Source organism: Roseibium sp. M-1 (assembly GCF_054515675.1).
Genome location: NZ_CM137257.1, coordinates 801,675 through 823,168, shown reverse-complemented (window position 1 = coordinate 823,168; position 21,494 = coordinate 801,675). Strand labels below are relative to the sequence as shown.

The window sequence follows — 21,494 nt, the reverse complement described above, 5'->3', positions numbered from 1 at the left end:
CTGAAATCTGTTTGAAGCTCAGGCGTCGTAGGTGACGACGAGGCGTTTTGTCAGCGGCCGCGACTGGCAGGTCAGCACATAGCCGTCGCGGATCTCGTCATCTTCGAGCGCGTGGTTGGCAGCCATTTCGACCTCGCCTTCCAACACCTTGCCGCGGCAGGTGGAACAGACCCCGGCGCAGCAGGAATAAGGAGCGTCGATATTGTGCCGGTGCGCGGCTTCCAGGATGGTTTCGCCCGGTTCCATGTGGATCTCCCGGGTCGTGCCGTCGATGGTCAGCTTCAGATCGGCTTCCTTGGCGGAGCCGTCGATCACCTCCGGGCGCAGCTTCGGCGGCAGACGGCCGGGCTGGTCCGACTTGAAGAGCTCCTGCTTGATCTTGTCGGCAGAAACACCACGGGATTCGAGGCTGGCGCGGACGGTCTCCATCATGCCGTGCGGACCGCAGAGGAAGGCAAGGTCGACATCCAGCGGATCGATCAGCGTATCGAAAAGATCGGCAAGCTTTTCCTCGTCGATGCGGCCGGAAAAGAGCTCGGTGTCCTGGGCGTCGCTCTTCAGGATATGGATCACATGCAGACGGCCGAGATAGCGGTTCTTCAGATCCTCCAGTTCCTCTCGGAACATGATCGATGACACCTGCCGGTTGGCATAGACCAGCGTGAACTGGGACCGCGGTTCACGCGCCAGGACGGTTTTCAGGATCGACAGGATCGGAGTGATACCGGAACCGCCTGCAAAACCGACATAGAACCGGGCCTGATCCGGTTCGATCGGCGCGTTGAAGCTGCCGAGCGGCGGCATTGCTTCCACCGTATCGCCAGGGCGAAGGTTTTCGTTGACCCAGCAGGAAAACGCGCCGCCATCGACCCGCTTGATGCCGACCTTCAGGGCGCCGTCCTCGGTGCCGGCGCAAATGGAATAGCAGCGCCGGACTTCATGGCCCTCGAAATCGCGTCTGAAGGTAAGGTACTGGCCCTGTGAGAACCTGAAAAGGTCCACCTCTTCTGGCTGTGGCCGCAGCGTCACGACGACCGCATCGCGCGTGTCATGCGTTACCTCGGTCACTGTCAGGGCGTGAAACCGCGACATGCTCTTCCTCCCGGATGTTTTTCGAAAATGCCTTTCAGTGGCATTTGAAATAGTCGAACGGCTCCAGACACGCCTTGCAGCGATAGGCCGCTTTGCAAGGTGTGGAGCCAAATTGGCTAATCTTTTCGGTATTTTCGGACCCACAACGCGGACAGGACACTGTGAAAGTGCCTCCCCCCGTCAATCGTGACAGCCGGCCGGACTGCGCCGTGCTGGAACGGGTTCCATCGACGGGCGGCGCAATGCCGTATTCGCGCAGTTTCGTCCGGCCCTCGACTGTCAGCCAATCCGTCGTCCAGGGCGGACTGAGCCTTTGATCCAGACGCAGATCCTTGATGCCGCAAGACCGGAGCTTGGTTTCGATGTCGAGGTTGATCACTGCCGTTGCCGGACAGCCGGAATAGGTCGGGGTGACGGTTACGACAAGCGTTTCCGCCTCCCAGCCGACATCCCGGATGACGCCGAGATCCGTCAGGGACAGGACCGGAATTTCCGGATCCGGGATCTCCGACAGCCATTGCCAGACCGTGTCCGTTGAAACCTGCATCGGGTTACCAGGTCGCGCCGGGATAGGCGCGCTGCAGGAACTGCATTTCAGCCAGCAGATGGCCGAGATGTTCGGAATGCTTGCCGCTGATACCGCCCAGATGAGCGAAGTCGCCGTCCGGTTTCGTCAGCGTCGCTTCGGCCAGGACGGCATCGACCGTTTCCTGCCAGAGCGGCTTCAGCTCCGACGGATCGGGTGCCAGACCGGCTTCCGCGACGGCCTTGTCGATGGCATCGCCCGCAAACATTTCACCGGTATAGGACCAGAGACTATCCAGTGCCTCCTGCATGCGCCGATTGCTTTCCGGAGTGCCGTCGCCCAGTCGGATCACAAGATCTGCCGAACGGTCCAGGTGATAGGCGACTTCCTTGGCGGCCTTGGCGGCAATGGCGGCGATACGGCCGTCTTTCGAGGCCTTGAGCGCTTCCAGAAGCGGCACCTGATAGGCGTCGATCAGGAACTGGCGCATCAGCGTCTTGCCGAAATCTCCGTTCGGTTGCTCGGCCAGGAGAATATTGCGGAAGTCCCAGGCATCGCGCAGATAGGCGAGCTCGTTTTCACCGCGTCCCTTGCCTTCAACCTCACCGGCAAGGCTCAACCACAGACGCGCCTGCCCGATAAGATCGAGTGCGATATTCGCGAGTGCGATATCTTCCTCCAGAACCGGAGAATGTCCGCACCACTCCGATACACGATGGCCAAGAACCAGTGCCGTGTCGCCGCGCCGCAGCAGCCACTCGAACAGAATATCGTTTGCGATCAAATCGCCTGTTTTAGCCTCGGTCACCATCACATCTTACCGACTTCATCTGGAATGTCGTAGAAACTCGGATGGCGGTAGATCTTGTCCATGGACGGTTCGAACAAGGCGTCCTTGGCACCGGGATCGGACGCCGTGATCTGTGCCGACGGAACCACCCAGATCGACACGCCTTCCTTGCGACGGGTATAGACATCGCGGGCATTCTTGATCGCCATCTCGGCGTCCGGCGCGTGCAGCGAGCCGACATGCCGGTGGTTCAGACCGTGCTGCCCCCGGATGAAGACCTCCCAAAGCGGCCATTCCTTTTTCATGCTTTTTCCTCCGAAAATCAGGCGGCAGAGCCGGAGCATCCGACCGAGCGCCACAGATTGGCCTCGCGCAGATGGTCCCAGCCGAATGCGTGGTCGCTGGAGCCGTTGGCATTGAGGTGATCGAGCCGTTCAAACGCTTCTTCCAGCGTCGGCTGATGTCCGGCTTCAACCCGCCACATGACGAAATGCATCTTGTCCATAAGATCGAACCATTCGGCACGGCGGTCGTAGATGCGTTTGTGCACGGTCTTGAAAACGAAGTTTTCGAGCGACGTAACATCAGTCCAGACAGACAGGTTCGGGATCACCATCGGATCCGCTTCCGGTGCCATGGCAACCGAGGTGTCCGCGTCTGCGACAAGGCGCCAGACGAAACCGGGGCTGCGTTCGGCAGCCGCATTCACCCGGTTGAGATTGTTGACGAAATCGGCGACACGCGGATCGTTGATGTCGTAGCGGAGGCGGGCAATGTTCAGCTCCGCGAGGTGCATTTCGCTCATCAGGCTTACTCCGCCGCTGTGCGCGCGGCGGCGCGTTTGTCCGCATGGGCCATCAGGGCATCGCGCACCCAGGCACCGTCCTCCCAGGCCTTGACGCGGGCTTCCATGCGCTCGCGATTGCACGGGCCATTGCCCTTCAGAACCTCGAAGAACTCGCTCCAGTCTGGCTCGGAGAAGTCGTATCCGCCATTCTCCTCGTTCCACTTGAGGTTTTCGTCCGGAACGCTCAAGCCCAGATACTCGGCCTGCGGCACCGTTTGATCGACGAATTTCTGGCGCAGCTCGTCATTGGTGTTGATCTTGATTTTCCAGGCCATGGACTGGGCGGAATGGATCGAGTCCTTGTCGGACGGACCGAACATCATCAGGGACGGATACCAGAAGCGGTTGAGCGCATCCTGCGCCATGCGGCGCTGCGCCTCTGAGCCCTTGGCCATCTTCATCATGATGTCGTAGCCCTGGCGCTGGTGGAAACTTTCTTCCTTGCAGATGCGGATCATGGCGCGGGAGTAAGGTCCGAACGACGTGCGCTGCAGCGGCACCTGGTTCATGATCGCCGCGCCGTCCACCAGCCAGCCAACGGCACCGATATCGGCCCATGTCAGGGTCGGATAGTTGAAGATCGAAGAGTATTTCATCTTGCCCGCATGGAGCAGCTCGATCAGTTCGTCCCGGCTCACACCGAGCGTTTCCGCGGCACAGTAGAGATAAAGACCGTGTCCGGCTTCGTCCTGCACTTTCGCAAGCAGGATCGCCTTGCGCTCAAGAGTTGGCGCACGGGTGATCCAGTTGCCTTCCGGCAACTGGCCGACGATTTCGGAATGAGCATGCTGTCCGATCTGACGAATGAGCGTCTTGCGGTAGCCTTCCGGCATCCAGTCCGTCGGCTCGATCTTCTCGCCGCGGTCGATGCGTTCCTGAAAGGCGCGCTCTTCCGGCGACATTTCGGAAATGTCGCGCAGCTTCGTCGCGTCGGTCTTCACCATCTGAGCGTACATGACGCCTCCTTTCGTCATGTGGACTTTCCGAAAGGATACCGCACAATACGTCACAGAAAAAGTACGTTTTTGATTTTTTGTGTGATGTTTTAATTTACATCAAAGAGGGGAATAAAAACAGCCATCTTTTCAAGCACTTGCTGCCAAAGACTGCATTCTTTCTCGGACCGGTTCCGGATTGGCAGCCAGGGGCCCGTCCTGATTGAGCAGGTGCTCGCCGATATACCGATCCGCCGCCGGCGAGAGCCCGGCATAAAGCTCGGCAAAAAGTGCGCGCGCCGCAATGCCGGGCCAGGTTTCCGGCAGCACCGATCGAGGCAGGCGCGGGTCGCGCAATCGGATACCCCGATAGGCATGAACAAGCGCAAGGCGGAACAACAAGGCAGCCTGCGGCGTCAGACCCGCAAGGTAATCCTGCATCGGCTCGAAGCGAAAGACGAAGTCCGCATAGTCCGAAGACAGGCCGTCAAGCGCGAACCGGTCGCGCACGAGATCCGCCAACGCCGTGTCACCGGGATGGATCGCCTCCGCGCGAAACGCTATTCCCAGTTTTGGCATTCCAGGCCTGTCCGCACCGACAAAGGTATCCCCCTCCAGACAGGCAAAACCGTGACGCAACAACATGGCCTGTTCAACCGGGTCGGCACTATGGCTCAACAACCAGCCGCATTCGCCATCAGCCGGGCCGAAAAACAGGTCTGCCGCAAGGTGGTATTCTTCTCGCGCTTCCGCCGTCAGCGCATAAAAACTCCGCCGCCCCTCGCGCTCACCCACCAGTTGCCCCTTGGACACGAGACGGGACACGGCCGTTCGGACCAGCGACTCGTTGACGCCGAAGCCCGCGCACAGGCTGATGAGGTCCCCCATCCAGAGCACACCTCCGCGCGGCTCCACGATGTCACCATAGATGGTCACGATCAGTTGGGCAGCCTTGGGCGGGCTGGGCTTTAGGAACCGTTCTGTCAGGATATCTGTGCTGGTCGGCATGAAGCTTTTGATCCGTCGGCATTTTTATCGAAGCTTACCTGTGCCTCGGCTGCAAACCAAGGTCTTCGCACTATCGGTTCTCAACAATCGTTCGAAACGGACTTGCACCGCAATTGCGATAACGTTATAAAATTACATGTTACTAAATTACATAGCTGGACTTCCCTCGATGCACTTTCCCCGACAGTACCCCACCCTGCCCGCTATTAAAGTCAGCACACTCCTTGCCGCAAGCGGTCTGGTTCTGGCCCTCACCGCTGGCGCGCAGGCAGAGGCACCGAAAGTGGTTACCACCATCAAACCCCTGCACTCCATCGCCGCTGCCGTGATGGCCGGTGTCGGCTCACCGCAGATCTTGATCGATGGTTCGTCTTCACCACACGGTTTTTCGTTGAAGCCATCCCAGGCGGCGCTCCTGCAGGACGCAGACATCGTGTTCTGGATCGGGCCGGAGTTGACCCCTTCGCTCGAAAAACCCATTGCGGCCATGGCAGGCCAGGCGACGGCCGTCGAGTTGATGGAAGCACCGGGCATTGAACAGCTGGATATTCGCGAAGGCGGTGATTTCGAGGGACACGACCACGGTGATGAACATGGGCACGGTGATGAACACGGGCACGGTGATGAACACGGGCACGAGGAAGGTCATCACGATGAAGATGACGGCCACGACGAGGAAACCCATGCAGAAGAGGGGCATGCTGATCACGAGCACCATCATCATGGAGAAGAGCACGACGCGCATATCTGGTTGAACCCGGACAACGGTATTGCGATTGCCAGGGCGATGGCCGAAACCCTCGCCGGGAACGACCCGGACAATGCGGATACCTATCGCAACAATGCCGGGGCTTTCGCCGACCGGATCACCCAGCTTGACGGCGAAATCGGCACCCAGCTTTCCCCGCTTTCGAACAAGGCCTTCATCGTCTTCCACGATGCCTATCATCATTTCGAGCATCACTACGGCATCGAGGCCAGCGGGTCTGTGACCGTATCGCCCGAGGCGCTTGCCAGTGCCGACCGGATTCGGGAAATTCAGGAAAAGATCAAGGCGCTGAACGTTGCCTGTGTCTTTCAGGAACCGCAGTTCGATTCAAAGCTCGTGGATGTTGTGCTGGAAGGCAGCAACGCCCGCAAAGGCGTACTCGATCCGCTTGGCGCGGAGTTGCCAAATGGTCCGGATCTTTATCCAAACCTCTTGTCGGGATTGTCGAAATCGATGGCCGATTGCCTTGGTGGCGCATCCTGAAATGGGGCAGAACGATCCTGAAAGAAAAAACCGCCGGGTGGAAATCCGGCGGTTTTCATTTTTACGTCAAACGTCCTGGAATTATCAGGACGTCCTCGCCTTGGCGCGCAGGTCCTCGGTCTTGTCGATGGCCTGCATCAGATAGCGGTCGCGATCATAGACGTCGGAATAATAGGCAACACTGCCGTCCAGCTCAGGCCAGGCGGTGAAATAGGAGACATAGACCGGAATGTCGCCGGTCACCTGCTCCTGCTCGTTCTGCCCGCCGGCAATGCGCGACGTCACATAGTCCTTGGACTTGCCGAGCACGGCAGCTGCCATGGCCTTGGGGTCGTGCAGGCGGATGCAGCCGTGGCTATATGCACGCATGTCCTTGGCAAAGAGGTTCTTGGCCGGCGTATCGTGCATATAGATGTGATGCTTGTTCGGGAACAGGATCTTCACTTCCCCAAGCGCATTGGAGCTGCCCGGATACTGGCGCACATTCACCGACTGCTGCTTGGAGGCAACCGCGTACCAGTCGACGGATGACGACGAAATCTGCCGGCCTCCGGCGGTCGTGACTTCATAGCCGGCGCGGTCGAGATAGCTCGGATCGCGCGCCAGTTTCGGCAGCATCTCGTTGACGATGATCGAGTATGGCACGCCCCAGTAAGGGTTGTATTCCACGATCTCGATCTTGTCGTAGAAGAAGTTCGTCTGGTTGGCCTTGGTACCGACCACGACACGCATGGACAGCGGCACCTCGCCCGGTGCGGTATAGGTGGCGGTGAAAGCGGCCTGGTTGATGAAGACCTTGCGCTCTCCCAGCACTTCCGGGATCCAGCGGCTGCGTTCCATTGCCAGCTCGACCTTGGCGATCTTTGCGGCATTGGTCTCGCCGACCATCGCCAGGATCGTGTTCTTGCCGACAATGCCGTCCGGCGTCAGCTTGGCTTCCTTCTGGAACCCCTTGACCAGTTCGACCAGTTCCGGGGAATAGAGCTCCGCGCCGTCGTAAGCGGCAAGGGTTTCCGCATGAGCCGTCCTCAGTTCTGCCGATCCGTTCTTGTTGATCGCAGCGACGATATTTTTCATCTCCGGGCTGGACTTGCCCGCCTTCAGGAACGTGTCCGGTGCGATGACGATCTGGTCCGCTTCCTCGTCCTCGGCCTTCAGCCGGGCGAGTTCTTCCGTCAGCTTGCGAAAATGGTCGTTCTGCGGTTGCATCGTTGCAAGCGCAGATGACAGGTCGTCGGCAGCCTGAAGTGTCTGCAGCGCGGCAACGAGGTCGACCTCGTGGCGCGGCAGGTCGTGATATTGCGAAATCCGGTTCGGATCGACGCGGCCACGTTTGGCGTCGAGCACATAGGTGATCGCTGCGGCGCTGAGATCCATTTCGAAGCGCATCAGGGCAGCGTCCTTGTCGGCACCCTCAAGGCCTGTGGTTGCCGGCAAGGCAACGAAATAGTCCTCCGGATTGAGGGCATAGAGACCGGCATCGGCGAGAGCGCGGCGGAGCTGTGCAGCCCGGAGCGTCACCTGTCCATCCTCCACCCAGAGAAAATCAGGATGTTCGCGGTAATAGGCTATCAGCGCCTCACCCACTTCCGGCAGTACCGTGAGTGTCATGTCCTTGAGCGCAGGACGGGCTTCGTCAAAGGCAGTCAGAACGACCGGTGCGGGCGGTAGGGTATCGGTCGTGGAGACGTTGGCAGCCGGAGCGTCGGTCACCGCGTCTTCGGGAGACGGCTGTGCTTCGGCCGTCTTCTTTTCGGAGAGTTCCTCCAGCGAGACCTTCTTCCACACATCCGGCGAATAGGCCAGGTAACGGGGTGCGGAGACAGTTGCCGTCACCACCTTCTTGCGCAGTGCTTCCTGGCGTTCACGCTCTTGCTGCTTGCGGTGGGCTTCCGGGTTGAACAACCGCTGGAAAAGACCCTGGGCAGACGCCGGTTCGACGGCAACGGACGTGAACCCGGCGGCCAGAACAGTCGCCATGAGACCGGCCTTGAATGCCGTTCCGATAACCCGCCGGGAGCGGTTGCTGGCCTTGTCGCGCTCACCGTGCCCCATTTTCATCGTTTGCATTGTTTCAACCCGTAAATTTTTCGTTCTGGTAACGGCCTGTCGCTGCGCCCCGACCGCCGGAGATTTCATACCCTGCCCAGGGAAATGCGATCTGCTCCACCTTTTGCGGAACAACCCTTTACGCATGCACCCCAAGTTCCCGGCGAATTGAAGGCAACCCGGCCAAATCCACAGGGTGGAAACACGCGTCCACCAGCAAATTACTATAGCAGGCTTCTTGGTATGGTTAAGACCCGGCAGGATTCACAGCATTTGAATTCAAATCACTGTGACGAAATTGCCGCGACGGACATTTCACGAAAAGGGCCGCCGGTAGAAATCGGCGGCCCATGAAAAAATTTCGGTCCGATCAGAACGGAATTTCGTCGTCCATCGGGCCGCCGCCACCGCCGGACGGCCCGCCGTAGCCGCCGCCACCCGAACCGCCGGAGCCGCCGCCGTAGCTGCCACCGCCACCGAAGCCGCCTCCGGATCCACCCCCAAAGCTGCCGCCGCCCTGGCTGTCATTGCCATAGTCTGGCAGACTACCGCTACCGCCGCCTTCGCCGCGACCATCGAGCATGGTCAGGTTGGAGTTGAAGCCTTGCAGCACGATTTCGGTGGAATAGCGATCCTGGCCGGACTGGTCCTGCCATTTGCGGGTCTGCAGCTGGCCTTCAAGATAGACCTTCGATCCCTTGCGCAGATACTGTTCCGCCACCTTGCACAGGCCGTCATTGAAGATGACCACACGGTGCCATTCGGTCTTTTCCCGGCGTTCGCCGGTGTTGCGGTCGCGCCAGGACTCAGAGGTCGCAATACGCAGGTTTGCGATGGCGCGGCCATCCTGCGTACGGCGGATTTCCGGATCGGCACCCAGATTGCCGACCAAAATTACTTTGTTGACGCTGCCCGCCATACTGCACTCCTGTCTGTTCTCGCGCGGTTCTGCTCAGATCGCCATGCTTCTCCGGCATTGGCCGACCCTGAACCGCGCTGCAAGCCATGCTGCTAGAAATCAGAACCCTAGCGGTCCGCCAACAGCTGTGCTGCACTTTTCCTTTGCCAGCACCCATTTTCCACAAGGCAGGCCGTGACCAGCTACCGGCCAGGGCTGCCTGCTTTTCAATCAGAAAGCGTAAGAACTACCCCTGATTGCGCTCCGTTACATTTTGCTCCGTTTTTGTTCCAAATCACGCACAAAACCGTGTCAGGAAACTTGCTGGCGGGAAATGGAGCCCCTCGCCTGTTTCGGCCCATGCATTCCTGACGCTGCCCGTAGCAATGTACTTGTTTTGTTCTTATCATTTCTGTAAAACCGATTCAATCAGGCATCGCATCCGGCGGGCGCAAATGGAGGATGCTTTAAAAGCCTCTCTGGAACCGCCCGCCTAAACTGCTATATCGGGGCAAACGGACACGTTCCGCCTCTCGACAACCATGCGCCTGCGCGGGCCGCAGCAGCCGGACCAGTGCGCGCTCAGAAAGACCGACAATGACGACATCCAAGGACGGACAGCCGGACGACGCCTGGAAAAGCGACCCGACGAAGATGCTCAGCATCCGCGGCGCGCGCGAGCATAATCTCAAGGGCATCGATCTGGACCTGCCCAGAGACCGGCTGATCGTCATGACCGGACTTTCCGGCTCCGGCAAGTCGTCGCTGGCTTTCGACACGATCTATGCCGAAGGCCAGCGACGCTACGTGGAAAGCTTGTCCGCCTACGCGCGCCAGTTCCTGGAGATGATGCAGAAACCGGATGTCGACCAGATCGACGGCCTGTCTCCGGCGATTTCCATCGAGCAGAAGACCACGTCCCGCAATCCGCGCTCCACGGTCGGCACGGTCACCGAGATCTACGACTATATGCGCCTTCTGTTCGCACGTGTCGGCATTCCCTATTCCCCGGCGACCGGCCTGCCGATCGAGAGCCAGACGGTCAGCCAGATGGTCGACCGGGTTATGGAACTGGAAGAAGGCGCCCGCCTTTATCTGCTCGCCCCCATGGTGCGTGGCCGCAAGGGCGAGTACCGAAAGGAACTGGCGGAACTCATGAAGAAGGGCTTCCAGCGCGTCAAGATAGACGGAACCTTCTACGAGATTGCCGAGGCCCCTGCCCTCGACAAGAAATTCAAACACGACATTGATGTGGTCGTGGACCGTCTTGTCGTGCGCGACGATATCGCCGGCCGCCTGGCGGATTCGCTTGAAACGGCGCTGAAACTTGCAGATGGCATAGCCATCGCCGAATTTGCCGACCGGACCGACGCTAATGGCGATCCGGAGCGGATCATTTTTTCGGAAAAGTTCGCTTGCCCTGTTTCGGGCTTCACCATACCGGAGATTGAGCCGCGGCTCTTTTCCTTCAACAATCCGTTTGGTGCCTGCCCGACATGCGACGGCCTCGGCACGACACTGGCTTTTGAGGAAGACCTGGTCGTTCCCGACCATTCGCTTTCCTTGCGCGAAGGAGCAGTGCTGCCCTGGGCCAAGACCGGCGCCACCTCGCCTTACTACGCCCAGACCCTTGAAGCGATCTGCAGCCACTTCAAGGTGTCCATGGCAACGCCCTGGAAGGATCTGCCGGCGGAGGTCCACGAGGCAATCCTGCACGGCACCGGCAAGACCGCCATCGAATTCGTCTATGACGACGGCGTGCGCAGCTACCGTACGGAAAAGACCTTTGAAGGCGTGATCGGCAACATCGAGCGGCGCTGGCGCGAGACCGAGTCCACCTGGGTGCGCGAGGAACTCGCGCGCTTCCAGTCCGACCATGCCTGCCCGGCCTGCAGCGGCTTTCGCCTGAAGCCGGAAGCGCTGGCAGTGAAGATCGCCGGCATGCATATCGGCCAGATCACCGAATATTCCATCCGCGAGGCCAGCCGCTGGTATGAGGGCCTGTTGGAAAAGCTCAACGACAAGCAGAGCGAGATTGCCGGACGGATCCTCAAGGAAATCCGCGAGCGTCTGACATTCCTCAACGATGTCGGTCTTGAGTATTTGACCCTGTCCCGCTCCTCCGGAACGCTGTCGGGCGGCGAAAGCCAGCGTATCAGGCTCGCCTCGCAGATCGGTTCCGGCCTGACCGGTGTGCTTTACGTTCTCGACGAGCCCTCCATCGGCCTGCACCAGCGCGACAATGCGCGGCTCCTGGAAACGCTGAAGCACCTGCGCGACCTCGGCAACACCGTCATCGTCGTCGAACATGACGAGGACGCGGTGCTGACGGCAGACTACGTGGTCGATGTCGGCCCGGGAGCCGGCGTCCACGGCGGTGAAGTCGTGGCCAAGGGCACACCGGCCGAAATCATGGCCAATCCGAACTCCCTGACCGGCCAGTATCTATCCGGCGCCAAGATGATTGCGCGCACCGATGGCCGCCGCAAGATCAACAAGAAGCGGCAGATAGCCGTTCGTGGCGCCCGCGGCAACAACCTGAAAGACATCGATGTCGATGTGCCGCTCAGCACCTTTACCTGCGTCACCGGTGTTTCCGGTGGCGGCAAGTCGACCTTCCTGATCGACACGCTCTATAAGGCCGCCGCCCGGCGCCTCAACGGTGCCCGTGAAAACCCGGCTCCGCATGACCGGATCGAAGGCCTTGAAGTTCTCGACAAGGTGATCGATATCGATCAGTCGCCGATCGGCCGGACGCCCCGGTCAAACCCGGCGACCTACACCGGCGCTTTCACCCCGATCCGCGAGTGGTTCGCCGGCATGCCGGAGGCGAAAGCACGCGGTTATCAGCCGGGCCGGTTCTCCTTCAACGTCAAGGGCGGGCGTTGCGAAGCCTGCCAGGGCGACGGCGTCATCAAAATCGAGATGCACTTCCTGCCCGATGTCTATGTCACCTGTGACGTCTGCAAGGGCAAGCGCTACAACCGCGAGACCCTGGAAGTAGAATTCAAGGGCAAGTCGATTGCCGACGTACTCGACATGACGGTCGAGGAAGCTGCCGAGTTCTTCTCCGCCGTTCCTGCCGTTCGCGACAAGATAGAAACGCTTGCCCGGGTCGGCCTCGGCTATATCAAGGTCGGTCAGCAGGCAACGACCCTTTCCGGCGGCGAAGCACAACGCGTCAAGCTGGCAAAGGAGCTTTCAAAGCGCTCGACCGGCCGCACGCTCTATATTCTCGACGAGCCGACCACGGGCCTGCATTTCCACGATGTCGCAAAACTGCTCGACGTGCTGCACGAACTGGTCGACCAGGGAAACACGGTTCTGGTGATCGAGCACAATCTGGAGGTCATCAAGACCGCCGACTGGATCATCGACCTTGGACCGGAAGGCGGCGACGGCGGCGGCCAGGTGGTGGCAACCGGCCGGCCGGAGGATGTGGCAGAAGTCAATGAGAGCTACACAGGCCAGTTCCTGCAAGAATTGCTGCATCGCAGGCCACAGCGCACGCATGATGCAGCCGAATAGGAATTAACTTCCCAGAGGTTACGTAGCGTCCGCCTTGTGTGCAATGCACACAAGGCTTTTCTTTTGTTTTCATGAAGATTTTTCGAATCAGATCCACCTGCCCTATCCACAGTTTGCTGCATTGCACCAGACGCATGTCAGACATGCAGAATGGGCACTTCTTTTAATTCGAGTGGTGAAATATATCCTAGGACAACAACGGCGCGGAACGCAGATGCGTTTCGGGAATTAAGGAATAAGAAGATGTTTGACGCCATGCGCCAAAAGTACAGCAACTGGGTGAGCTATCGCCGTGCGGTCGACGAACTGTCCCGCCTTTCTCAGCGTGAGCTCGCCGACCTCGGCATTAGCCGCAGCGACATCAAGTTTGTCGCCCGCCGTCAGAACGGCTGATTGAACAAGAGATCGCGTCCCTAGGCATCCTCCTCCCAGCCGACGGGCGTGTGACACGCAGGGCATCCTCCTCCCAGCCCTGTCACGTCGAAACGACGCCCGCCAGTACCTCCTCCCACTGGCGGGCGTTCGTTTGTCCGGCGAATGCTTTTTGCACAATCTTTCTTTGTTTTCCCTGACTTTTGCCACTCTTGGCGACTTTGCCGCTCTTGAGATTGTGCATATCGGCAGGCGCGACCGGGCAAAGCGCCCGGCCTGCCAAGTTTCACGCGGCGAGACCTGCCTGCGAAAATCCCATCTGTCCGGTGAATGGTACCTCTGCCTCCAACTGTTCCACGAACGCGCGTGTCTTCAGCAGCCGTCCGAAATAGATCGACAGAGCGGGATAACGTTCAGCGCTTAGGGTTTCGCCGAGATAGTGGAACAGCACCAGATTCGAGCCGACGGATATGTCGGCAACCGTCATGGTGTCCCCGACCAGGTATTCGCCGCTTGCCTCGCCTTCAAGATAGTCGAAAAAGCGAGGGGCAACGCTCGAGAGTACATGGTCGATAATACCGTTGTCGGGCGTTGCGCCGCGCATTTGCGCTACGACGCGCTGGTGGAACAACGGGTGCATTACATCGCGGAAGAAGGCGCCGAGATAGGCCTCGAGCCACAAAGTCCGTCCGCGCATTTGCGAATCGGCCGGAATGACCGGCGTGTCGGGATGCTTTGAGTCGAGATACTGAATGATCGCTCCGCTGTCAGGCAGCGTGAAGTCGCCGCCCTCGAGGACGGGTATGAGCCCACTCGGGCTGAGCTGTCCCCAATTCTCCGGTAGGGTATCTGGCACGATGGGAATGACGACCTGCAGGTCGTGGTCAATTTCCTTGGCACGCAAGACCAGCTGAACCTTGCGGGTGTGGACGGAAAGCGGAACGCCATAGAGTTTCATGACATGGGTCTTTCATGACCGGGAGGGTACAGTAAGCCGCCCGCGAAAGTCCCGGCAGCGGACGCGGTGGTCGGCGAAAAACAAAATTGCGATGTCAGGCGGCGGTGACGGGGAACTGAATCTCCACCAGCGCCTTGTCGAAGCCAGGCGGCTCAAGTACCGGTTCCAGGAATATCTCGCGGCTCGGTCCCGCGATGGAAAATCCGTTCGCTTCAATCCATTTGCCAATGGCACCGAACGCGGCGTGGCTTTCGGAATTTGTGCCCTGACGCACAACCGTTGCGGCCAGCTTTATCGCCGGCAGGTTCTGCGGCTCGAACGTAAATCCGTCGGCTTTCAGCGGGCGATCGAGCGTACGCCGCAGCAAATACCCGATCGAGAGATCCAGGCGGTCAATTTCAGGCTCGTTGCGTGCGAGCACCACCAGGTTGCCCCGACTGGAAGGACGGAGAGCAGCCCGGCCGACCGCCGCCACCTGAGCCACCAGAGAACCAGCCTCCTCGAAATCGGCAACGCTGTGCTGCGTTGTAAGGATCGTCTGCGGCGGCAGAGACTTGGTCACGACATCGTAGCTGACCGACCCGTCCCGCCTGTCGATCTGCGCAATACGGCTTTCGATATGTCGCAGGCGCTGTTCCTCGGCCCGGATCGCCTGTTCTGTTTCCGCCTTCTTGAGCAGCAACATTCCGCGCAGGGCTTCCGGCGATACCTCATCCTTAAGCAGAGAAGCGACCTGATCCAGCGTCAAGCCCAGATCCTTCAGCGCAAGAATCGCATTCAGGCGTGGTAACTGCCGCATTGCGTAATAGCGATAACCGGACTGCGGGTCAGTATGCTCCGGGCATAGAAGCTCAAGCTGGTCATAAAACCGCAATTGGCGGGTCGAAACTTGAGCAATTTGAGCAAACTCTCCGATCCGAAACATCAAACGATCCTCACAAACAGGGCGTTGAATAGTTTCTTGCGGGTTTGACGCCACGTCAAAGTCAAGTGTTCATTCGCATTTTAGATTTCGCCTCCAAAAAGACCGACATCCAGCGGCGCATGCGTCGCTTTCCGGTCAAGGTCACACCGTTACCAAACGGGTTGATGACAGGTAGGTAGGGTCCTCGACCGGAACCAGCATTGCGGTCCCTTCACCGCCTGACAGGAAACGCCGTCCATATGCCTACTGAAATTCACTCGTTGGGCAGCAAGCCATCCCAGGCTGCAAGTTAAGGCGTTCGAGGATCGTTGTTTTGAGAGCATCTCGCACTTGCGAAGGTCTAATTATGTCAGCCATGCGGCATGCGCAGGCATAAAGCCATTTCAACCCTTTTAAGACTTTTTTAATCTGCAAAAAATGCATATCTGCTTCGCGATTTCCCCTCTACCTCGCACTGCACAAAACTCCTATCTTCCAGCCTGTAAGAGATGAACGGGCCAGACGCCGATCCGCGGTGCCGTGGCCATTGAGATAGCGAAAGGCCTAAACCATGATCGATACCGTTGTTCGCAAGTTCAACAACTGGAAACGCTTCCGTCAGACCTATGACGAGCTGTCCAACCTGTCCAACCGCGAACTGGACGACCTGGGCATTGCACGTGGCGACATCGCCCGCTTTGCACGCATGTCCACGAAATAAAAAGCTTCGCAGTCCGGAGGTCTCCTCCTCCCATCCTCCTGACTGCACCTTCTGCGCCACTGGCGCAGATCTTCGAAAAGCGCTTGCCGGATCCTCCTCCCACCGGCAGGCGCTTTTTCTTTTTGCCGACCGGTTTTCACCGGCCTCCCAAGCGCCCGCTCATGGAATGAACCGCCCGGAAAGCGTTGCAGTACCGTTGCAATGGAGGTATCACGGCGGAAAAGCATCCTCCTGCCTGCCTGCCGCACAGCGGACGATTGGCGGCCGGACCAGGTCCCAGGGACATCAAATGACCCCCATTCATATTATCGGCGGCGGCCTTGCCGGTTCCGAAGCAGCCTGGCAGATCGCCGAGGCCGGTCTGAAGGTCGTGCTTCATGAAATGCGGCCAGTCCGCAAGACCGACGCCCACCAGACCGACGGTCTGGCAGAACTTGTCTGTTCCAATTCTTTCCGCTCGGACGATTCGGAGCAAAATGCCGTCGGGCTGATTCATCACGAACTGCGCAAGCTTGGCTCGCTGATCATGGCTTGCGCCGATGCCCACCAGGTTCCGGCGGGAAGTGCCCTGGCGGTCGACCGGGAAGGTTTTTCCGAAGCCGTTACCCGGACACTTGAAAACCATCCCAATGTCACGATTTCGCGCGAGGAAATCGCAGGACTTCCGCCGGAGGACTGGGAGAAGGTGATCATCGCGACAGGGCCACTGACATCACCGGCGCTTTCGAAAGCCATCCTCGAAAAGAGCGGCGAGGACGCTCTCGCCTTTTTCGATGCCATCGCACCGATCGTGCACTTCGAGAGCGTGGATCTTTCCAAGGCCTGGTTCCAGTCGCGCTACGACAAGGTCGGTCCCGGCGGCACCGGCAAGGACTACCTGAATTGCCCATTGGACAAAGCCCAGTACGAAGCCTTCATCGACGCACTGCTGGCTGGTGAAACAGCCGATTTCAAGGAATGGGAAGAAAACACGCCCTATTTCGACGGCTGCCTGCCGATCGAGGTGATGGCATCGCGCGGCCGCGAGACGCTGCGTCATGGGCCGATGAAGCCGATGGGGCTTACCAACGCCCATAATCCGGAGGTGAAGGCCTACGCGGTGGTGCAGCTGCGCCAGGACAACGCTCTCGGCACGCTCTACAACATGGTCGGCTTCCAGACAAAGCTGAAATACGGCGCCCAGGCGGACATCTTCCGCATGATCCCGGGGCTGGAAGAGGCTCAATTTGCCCGGCTCGGCGGCCTGCACCGCAACACGTTCCTGAATTCCCCCAAGGTGCTGGATGCAACACTGCGTTTGAAAGCCGACCCGCGCCTGCGGTTCGCCGGTCAGATCACCGGCTGCGAGGGTTACGTGGAATCAGCCAGCATCGGATGCCTGGCAGGCCTCTTCAGTGTCCTGGAATCGCGCGGCCAGGAAATCGTGGCTCCACCGGCAACGACAGCACTCGGTGCGTTGCTGGGCCATATCACCGGCGGTCACATCACGCGCGAGGATGGCGCTGGCAAGCCCGGTTCGTTCCAGCCGATGAACGTGAACTTCGGTCTGTTTCCGACAGTTGAAGCGCCGAACAAGGACGAAAACGGCAAGCGGTTGAAAGGCAAGGACAAGACGCGTGCCAAGAAGCTGGCCATGACCAACCGCGCCAAGGCAGACTTTGATGCATGGCGGACGCAGCTTGGCCTGCAAACACTCGCTGCAGAATAACGCTGTCGTGGATGCCGGTCATACCGGCACCTCGATCAGATCTTGCTGAAAACCTTGCCCGTGGCGCGCCACAGTTGCCACTGGCGTTTAAGTTGCGACACCTCCGCCACCTGATGAAGCGGGTCGAAGCAGGTTGCCTCCAGCCGTTTCAGATATGGCTCAACCAGCACCAGCGGCAGGAAGGCGGCTTCGCAGGCTTGCGGTACGGTGTCTGCAGCCTGCCGCACGCGCTGCAGGTGATGGCGCACATGCCCCCGCAGTTCCTCCAGCACAGCCTTCAGTTCCGGTGTTGCCTCTCCCCGCAATACGCTCTCCGTATCCAGATTGTGCCGGGCACAGACATCCTGCGGCAGATACATCTGCCGCCGCGAAGCATGCCAGGGAAGAGCCCGCATAAGCCCGGTCAGTCCGTAGGCGACACCGGCATGACCTGAGGCAGTCGCCGTGCCGGGGTCCTCGCCGTTGTTCAACACAAGGCAGGCAAGCTGAAAGAGACCGGAAACGGTCTCTCCCGCATAACCTTCCAGATCGTTCAGGTTCGGCATCGGATCGTTGTAGAGATCGAAGATGCGTGCCTCGGCCATGGCAACGAAGCCTCGTTTGGGCAGCTTGTAGCGCTCGATCGTCTGAAGAAGTGCATTTGCCACCGGGTTGGCGGCAACGGCACCATGCTCTGTTCCCTCAAGGAAATCACGCCACCATTGCAGCCGCACTTCACCCGGCAACGGTTCGGAAACGAGCTCGCGGATGCGGGCGATTTCCGCACTATAGGCATAGAGGGCCATCAGCCCGCCGCGGTAGGGCTCCGGTGCCAGCAAAGCGCTTAAGTACCGGTCCTTGTCGTAGCGGCGCGCACTGTCGGCAGCGTGATCGAAATCGGTGGTCATCCGAGCGCAAGCCTGTCCTTTCAGACCGCAATCAGCGCTGCTGAAACGGCCCGGTCTTCCGAGAGAAGAACATTGTAGGTTCTGACCGCCGCTCCGGTCGACATCGGATCGGCCAGAATGCCGGCCTCCCGAAACAGCGTCTTCAGCGCAGCCGGCAGCGGACGCAATTCAAGTCCGGTCCCGATCAGCAGCACCTCGATGTCCGACTGCTCCGAAAAGACCCGTTCAAAGGCTTCTTCCGAGAAGTCCTTTGGATCCGTCAGGTTCCAGCCATAGATCCCGCTCGGAACACACAGCAGCGACCCGCGATGAGACATGTTGGCGAACCGGAAGCCGCCGTTGCCATAGGCATCCAGCGGCGCACGGCCCGGAAAATGCGCATCACGGAGTTCCATACCGTCCGGTCCTATGCCGAAGCTTTCGCCTCGGGTCCCTTCTCATCGTCATTCGGCGACATTGCTTCCGCACGAAGGTTGAACAGAATGAGGAAAGGCGCAGCCAGGAAGATAGACGAATAGGTGCCGATCACGATGCCGAAGATCATCGCCAGGGTGAAGGACTGGATGACCTCCCCGCCGAAGATATAGAGCGCGGCAAGCGCGAGCAGCGTTGTGACCGAGGTCATCGTCGTGCGCGACAGCGTCTCGTTGATCGACATGTCGAGCACTTCCGGCAAGGAACGCTTCTTGTACTTGCGCAGGTTCTCGCGGATGCGGTCGTAAACGACCACTGTATCGTTGAGCGAATAACCAATGATGGTCAGCACCGCCGCGATACTGGAGAGCGAGAAATCGAGCTGCAGCAGCACAAAAAGTCCGATGGTGATGACGACGTCGTTCGCGGTCGTCAGGATCGCACCGATCGCGAACTGCCACTCGAAGCGGAACCAGATATAGAACAGGATCGCCAGCAGCGAGGCGGCCACCGCAAGTGCACCTGCTTGCGCAAGTTCGCCCGAAACGCGCGGCCCGACAACCTCGACGCGGCGGAAGTCGACATTTTCGCCTTCGAAGATCGAGCGGATCTTGTTGACGACAGACTGCTGCGCCGTTTCCCCTCCCGGCTGTTCCTCGACACGGATCAGGATGTCATCCGAGCCACCGAATTCCTGTACCTGGACATCGCCCAGGTTCAGGTCGGAGAGGCTGGCGCGGATATCCGCGATATCGGCAGGACCGTCGGTCTTGATTTCAATGATCGTACCGCCCTTGAAGTCGATGCCGTAGTTGAGGCCGACCGTGAAGAATCCGGCGAGCGAGGCGATAACAAGCAGGATGGAAAGCGGAAAGCTGACTTTCCGCAACCACATGAACTTGATTTTGGTGTTGTCCGGAACAAGTCTCAGCAACATTAGTCTTTCTCCCGGATCAGATCGGCAATTTCGACGGACGGCGGCGGCGGAGCCAAAGGGCAACCAGCAGCCGGCTGAACGTGAAGGCCGAGAACACGGTCGTGAAGATACCGATGGCAAGTGTCACGGCAAAACCGCGCACCGGACCGGAACCGAGCTGGAACAGGATCACTGCCGCGATAAGCGTGGTGATGTTGGCGTCCAGAATCGTTCCCAGCGCCCGGCTGAACCCGGCATCAACGGCGGAGATCGCCGATCTGCCAGCTCTTACTTCCTCACGAATACGCTCGAAGATCAGCACGTTGGCGTCCACCGCCATACCGATTGTCAAGACGATACCCGCTATACCCGGTAGCGTCAGCGTTGCCTGCAACACCGTCAGCGCCCCGAATATCATGCAGATATTCGCCATCAGTGCCAGGTCGGCAATGAGACCGAAACGGCCGTAGGCCAGGATCATGAAGACGATCACGGCGACACCGCCGATAATCGAGGCCAGTTTTCCGGCCTCTATGGAATCGGCACCAAGACCCGGACCGATGGAACGTTCCTCGATCACCGTCAGCTTTGCCGGCAAGGCGCCGGCCCGCAGCAGAACGGCAAGATCGTTGGCGCCCTCGACAGTGAAACTGCCTGAGATCTGGCCCGAGCCACCGGTGATCGGTTCACGAATGACCGGTGCGGAGATCACTTCATTGTCGAGCACAATTGCAAATGGCCGGCCGACATTCTGCTGTGTGATCTGCGCAAACTTGCGCGCACCGGACTGGTTGAAGCGGAAGTTGACGACAGGCTCGTTGCTGCGCTGGTCGAAGCTGACCTGAGCGTCGACGAGATCATCCCCTTCAAGCAGCGGAACGGCTTCGAGAAGATAGGGAATTGGCGGATCATCAACCGACATGCGCACCACCGTTCCGGTGGGTGGGCGGCTCTGCAATGCCTGTTCGCCGCTCATTGACGTGTCGACCATATGGAAACTCAAGATGGCCGTTTCGCCGATAATTCTCTTCAACCGCTCAGGATCACTTTCGCCCGGCGCTTCGACGAGAATTCGGTCGGCGCCCTGACGCTGGATGCTCGGTTCGGTGGTGCCGATCTCGTCGACACGGCGCCGGATAACCTCAATGGACTGCTGGACGATATTGGTCAGCCGGTCCTGGAGACCTTGTTCGGAATAGGTAAAGCGTACCAGTCCGTCGTCGCTGATTGTCAAATCGAATTCGTTGACCGACTGTCCGCCGAAGACACTGGATGCGAGCGGATTGACCAGCGGCTGTAGCCGTTCTTCCGCCTCGCCAAGCCGCGTAACGTCCCGAATACGCAGCTGTACACCGTCGGCGCGAACACCGAGCCCGGTATAGTTGATACGGCCGCCCTCGCCCCGGAGCATCGCTTCGCGAATGTCGCTCTCAAGAACTTCGTACCGGCCCTTGATGTAGAGCTCCTTGTCGACTTCATAGAGCAGGTAGGCACCGCCCTGAAGGTCGAGCCCCAGCACCATCTGTTTCTTGGGCAGGAAGTCCGGCCAGCTGTCGAGCTGTTTCTGGGAAAAGAAATTCGGCAGCGTCGTGAGGATGCCAGCGGCAACCACAAGCACGATCAACGCGATTTTCCAGCGTGCGAAATAGAGCATGATCAAGCCTTAAATGCTGCCAGGCCGGTGCGAGA

Annotated in this window: 20 protein-coding genes; 5 read left to right on the top strand and 15 right to left on the bottom strand. The window is 59.3% G+C overall.

Features of this window, described 5'->3' with window-relative positions; all coding sequences use genetic code 11:
- Positions 1–18: 18 nt before the first annotated feature.
- The 7 genes from paaE to ACX3M4_RS03765 form a co-directional block, all read right to left on the bottom strand.
- Positions 19–1,092, bottom strand: coding sequence for a 1,2-phenylacetyl-CoA epoxidase subunit PaaE (gene paaE, locus ACX3M4_RS03795; RefSeq protein ID WP_459357268.1), 1,074 nt, complete (start codon positions 1,090–1,092; stop codon positions 19–21).
- Between the two features lie 34 nt (positions 1,093–1,126).
- Positions 1,127–1,639, bottom strand: coding sequence for a 1,2-phenylacetyl-CoA epoxidase subunit PaaD (gene paaD / locus ACX3M4_RS03790; protein WP_459357267.1), 513 nt, complete (start codon positions 1,637–1,639; stop codon positions 1,127–1,129).
- 4 nt (positions 1,640–1,643) lie between these two features.
- The gene (paaC, locus tag ACX3M4_RS03785) at positions 1,644–2,429 is read right to left on the bottom strand and encodes a 1,2-phenylacetyl-CoA epoxidase subunit PaaC (RefSeq protein WP_459357266.1); all 786 of its coding nucleotides are present in this window, start codon (positions 2,427–2,429) and stop codon (positions 1,644–1,646) included.
- A complete protein-coding gene (paaB, locus tag ACX3M4_RS03780) occupies positions 2,429–2,713 on the bottom strand; it encodes a 1,2-phenylacetyl-CoA epoxidase subunit PaaB (RefSeq protein WP_006933303.1) in 285 nt (94 codons plus the stop codon). Before paaB ends, paaC begins: the two co-directional genes overlap by 1 nt.
- A 17-nt stretch (positions 2,714–2,730) precedes the next feature.
- Complete coding sequence (locus ACX3M4_RS03775) at positions 2,731–3,213, bottom strand: DUF3291 domain-containing protein (RefSeq protein ID WP_459357265.1); 483 nt, start codon at positions 3,211–3,213, stop codon at positions 2,731–2,733.
- Positions 3,214–3,218: 5 nt separating this feature from the next.
- Entirely contained in the window at positions 3,219–4,211 is a 993-nt protein-coding gene (gene paaA, locus ACX3M4_RS03770) for a 1,2-phenylacetyl-CoA epoxidase subunit PaaA (protein WP_459357264.1), read from the bottom strand.
- 129 nt (positions 4,212–4,340) lie between these two features.
- Positions 4,341–5,198 (bottom strand): PaaX family transcriptional regulator, encoded by an 858-nt coding sequence (locus tag ACX3M4_RS03765; RefSeq protein ID WP_459357263.1) that lies wholly within the window; start codon positions 5,196–5,198, stop codon positions 4,341–4,343.
- Between the two features lie 169 nt (positions 5,199–5,367).
- On the opposite strand from ACX3M4_RS03765, the gene ACX3M4_RS03760 reads away from it, so the two are divergent.
- On the top strand, positions 5,368–6,450 hold the full coding sequence (locus ACX3M4_RS03760; RefSeq protein ID WP_459357262.1) for a zinc ABC transporter substrate-binding protein: 1,083 nt from the start codon (positions 5,368–5,370) through the stop codon (positions 6,448–6,450).
- 84 nt (positions 6,451–6,534) lie between these two features.
- On the opposite strand, the gene ACX3M4_RS03755 is transcribed toward ACX3M4_RS03760, so the two are convergent.
- Together ACX3M4_RS03755 and ACX3M4_RS03750 are read right to left on the bottom strand one after the other, a co-directional pair.
- A complete protein-coding gene (locus ACX3M4_RS03755; protein WP_459357261.1) occupies positions 6,535–8,520 on the bottom strand; it encodes a L,D-transpeptidase family protein in 1,986 nt (661 codons plus the stop codon).
- A gap of 349 nt (positions 8,521–8,869) precedes the next feature.
- Positions 8,870–9,418: a single-stranded DNA-binding protein gene (locus ACX3M4_RS03750; RefSeq protein ID WP_459357260.1), complete on the bottom strand. Its 549-nt coding sequence runs from the start codon at positions 9,416–9,418 to the stop codon at positions 8,870–8,872.
- A 576-nt stretch (positions 9,419–9,994) separates the two neighbouring features.
- On the opposite strand from ACX3M4_RS03750, the gene uvrA reads away from it, so the two are divergent.
- Complete coding sequence (gene uvrA / locus ACX3M4_RS03745; RefSeq protein WP_459357259.1) at positions 9,995–12,925, top strand: excinuclease ABC subunit UvrA; 2,931 nt, start codon at positions 9,995–9,997, stop codon at positions 12,923–12,925.
- Positions 12,926–13,168: 243 nt separating this feature from the next.
- The gene (locus ACX3M4_RS03740) at positions 13,169–13,318 is read left to right on the top strand and encodes a DUF1127 domain-containing protein (RefSeq protein WP_459357258.1); all 150 of its coding nucleotides are present in this window, start codon (positions 13,169–13,171) and stop codon (positions 13,316–13,318) included.
- A 265-nt stretch (positions 13,319–13,583) separates the two neighbouring features.
- Here the strand turns inward: ACX3M4_RS03740 and ACX3M4_RS03735 are convergent, their stop codons facing one another.
- Complete coding sequence (locus tag ACX3M4_RS03735; protein ID WP_459357257.1) at positions 13,584–14,255, bottom strand: glutathione S-transferase family protein; 672 nt, start codon at positions 14,253–14,255, stop codon at positions 13,584–13,586.
- A 94-nt stretch (positions 14,256–14,349) separates the two neighbouring features.
- Entirely contained in the window at positions 14,350–15,180 is an 831-nt protein-coding gene (locus ACX3M4_RS03730) for a MerR family transcriptional regulator (RefSeq protein WP_459357256.1), read from the bottom strand.
- Between the two features lie 550 nt (positions 15,181–15,730).
- Between ACX3M4_RS03730 and ACX3M4_RS03725 the strand changes: the two genes are divergently transcribed.
- Both ACX3M4_RS03725 and trmFO read left to right on the top strand, forming a co-directional pair.
- On the top strand, positions 15,731–15,880 hold the full coding sequence (locus ACX3M4_RS03725; RefSeq protein WP_459357255.1) for a DUF1127 domain-containing protein: 150 nt from the start codon (positions 15,731–15,733) through the stop codon (positions 15,878–15,880).
- 289 nt (positions 15,881–16,169) lie between these two features.
- Positions 16,170–17,588, top strand: a complete 1,419-nt coding sequence (trmFO, locus tag ACX3M4_RS03720; RefSeq protein WP_459357254.1) for a methylenetetrahydrofolate--tRNA-(uracil(54)-C(5))-methyltransferase (FADH(2)-oxidizing) TrmFO — start codon at positions 16,170–16,172, stop codon at positions 17,586–17,588.
- Between the two features lie 35 nt (positions 17,589–17,623).
- On the opposite strand, the gene ACX3M4_RS03715 is transcribed toward trmFO, so the two are convergent.
- Genes ACX3M4_RS03715 through secD form a run of 4 tightly spaced genes read right to left on the bottom strand, consistent with a single transcriptional unit; the run spans position 17,624 to position 21,459 of the window.
- The gene (locus tag ACX3M4_RS03715; protein WP_459357253.1) at positions 17,624–18,475 is read right to left on the bottom strand and encodes a phytoene/squalene synthase family protein; all 852 of its coding nucleotides are present in this window, start codon (positions 18,473–18,475) and stop codon (positions 17,624–17,626) included.
- Between the two features lie 20 nt (positions 18,476–18,495).
- A complete protein-coding gene (locus ACX3M4_RS03710) occupies positions 18,496–18,870 on the bottom strand; it encodes an Mth938-like domain-containing protein (RefSeq protein ID WP_459357252.1) in 375 nt (124 codons plus the stop codon).
- A gap of 11 nt (positions 18,871–18,881) precedes the next feature.
- Positions 18,882–19,826, bottom strand: a complete 945-nt coding sequence (gene secF, locus ACX3M4_RS03705; RefSeq protein ID WP_459357251.1) for a protein translocase subunit SecF — start codon at positions 19,824–19,826, stop codon at positions 18,882–18,884.
- 16 nt (positions 19,827–19,842) lie between these two features.
- Positions 19,843–21,459: a protein translocase subunit SecD gene (gene secD / locus ACX3M4_RS03700; protein WP_459357250.1), complete on the bottom strand. Its 1,617-nt coding sequence runs from the start codon at positions 21,457–21,459 to the stop codon at positions 19,843–19,845.
- Positions 21,460–21,494: the final 35 nt, after the last annotated feature.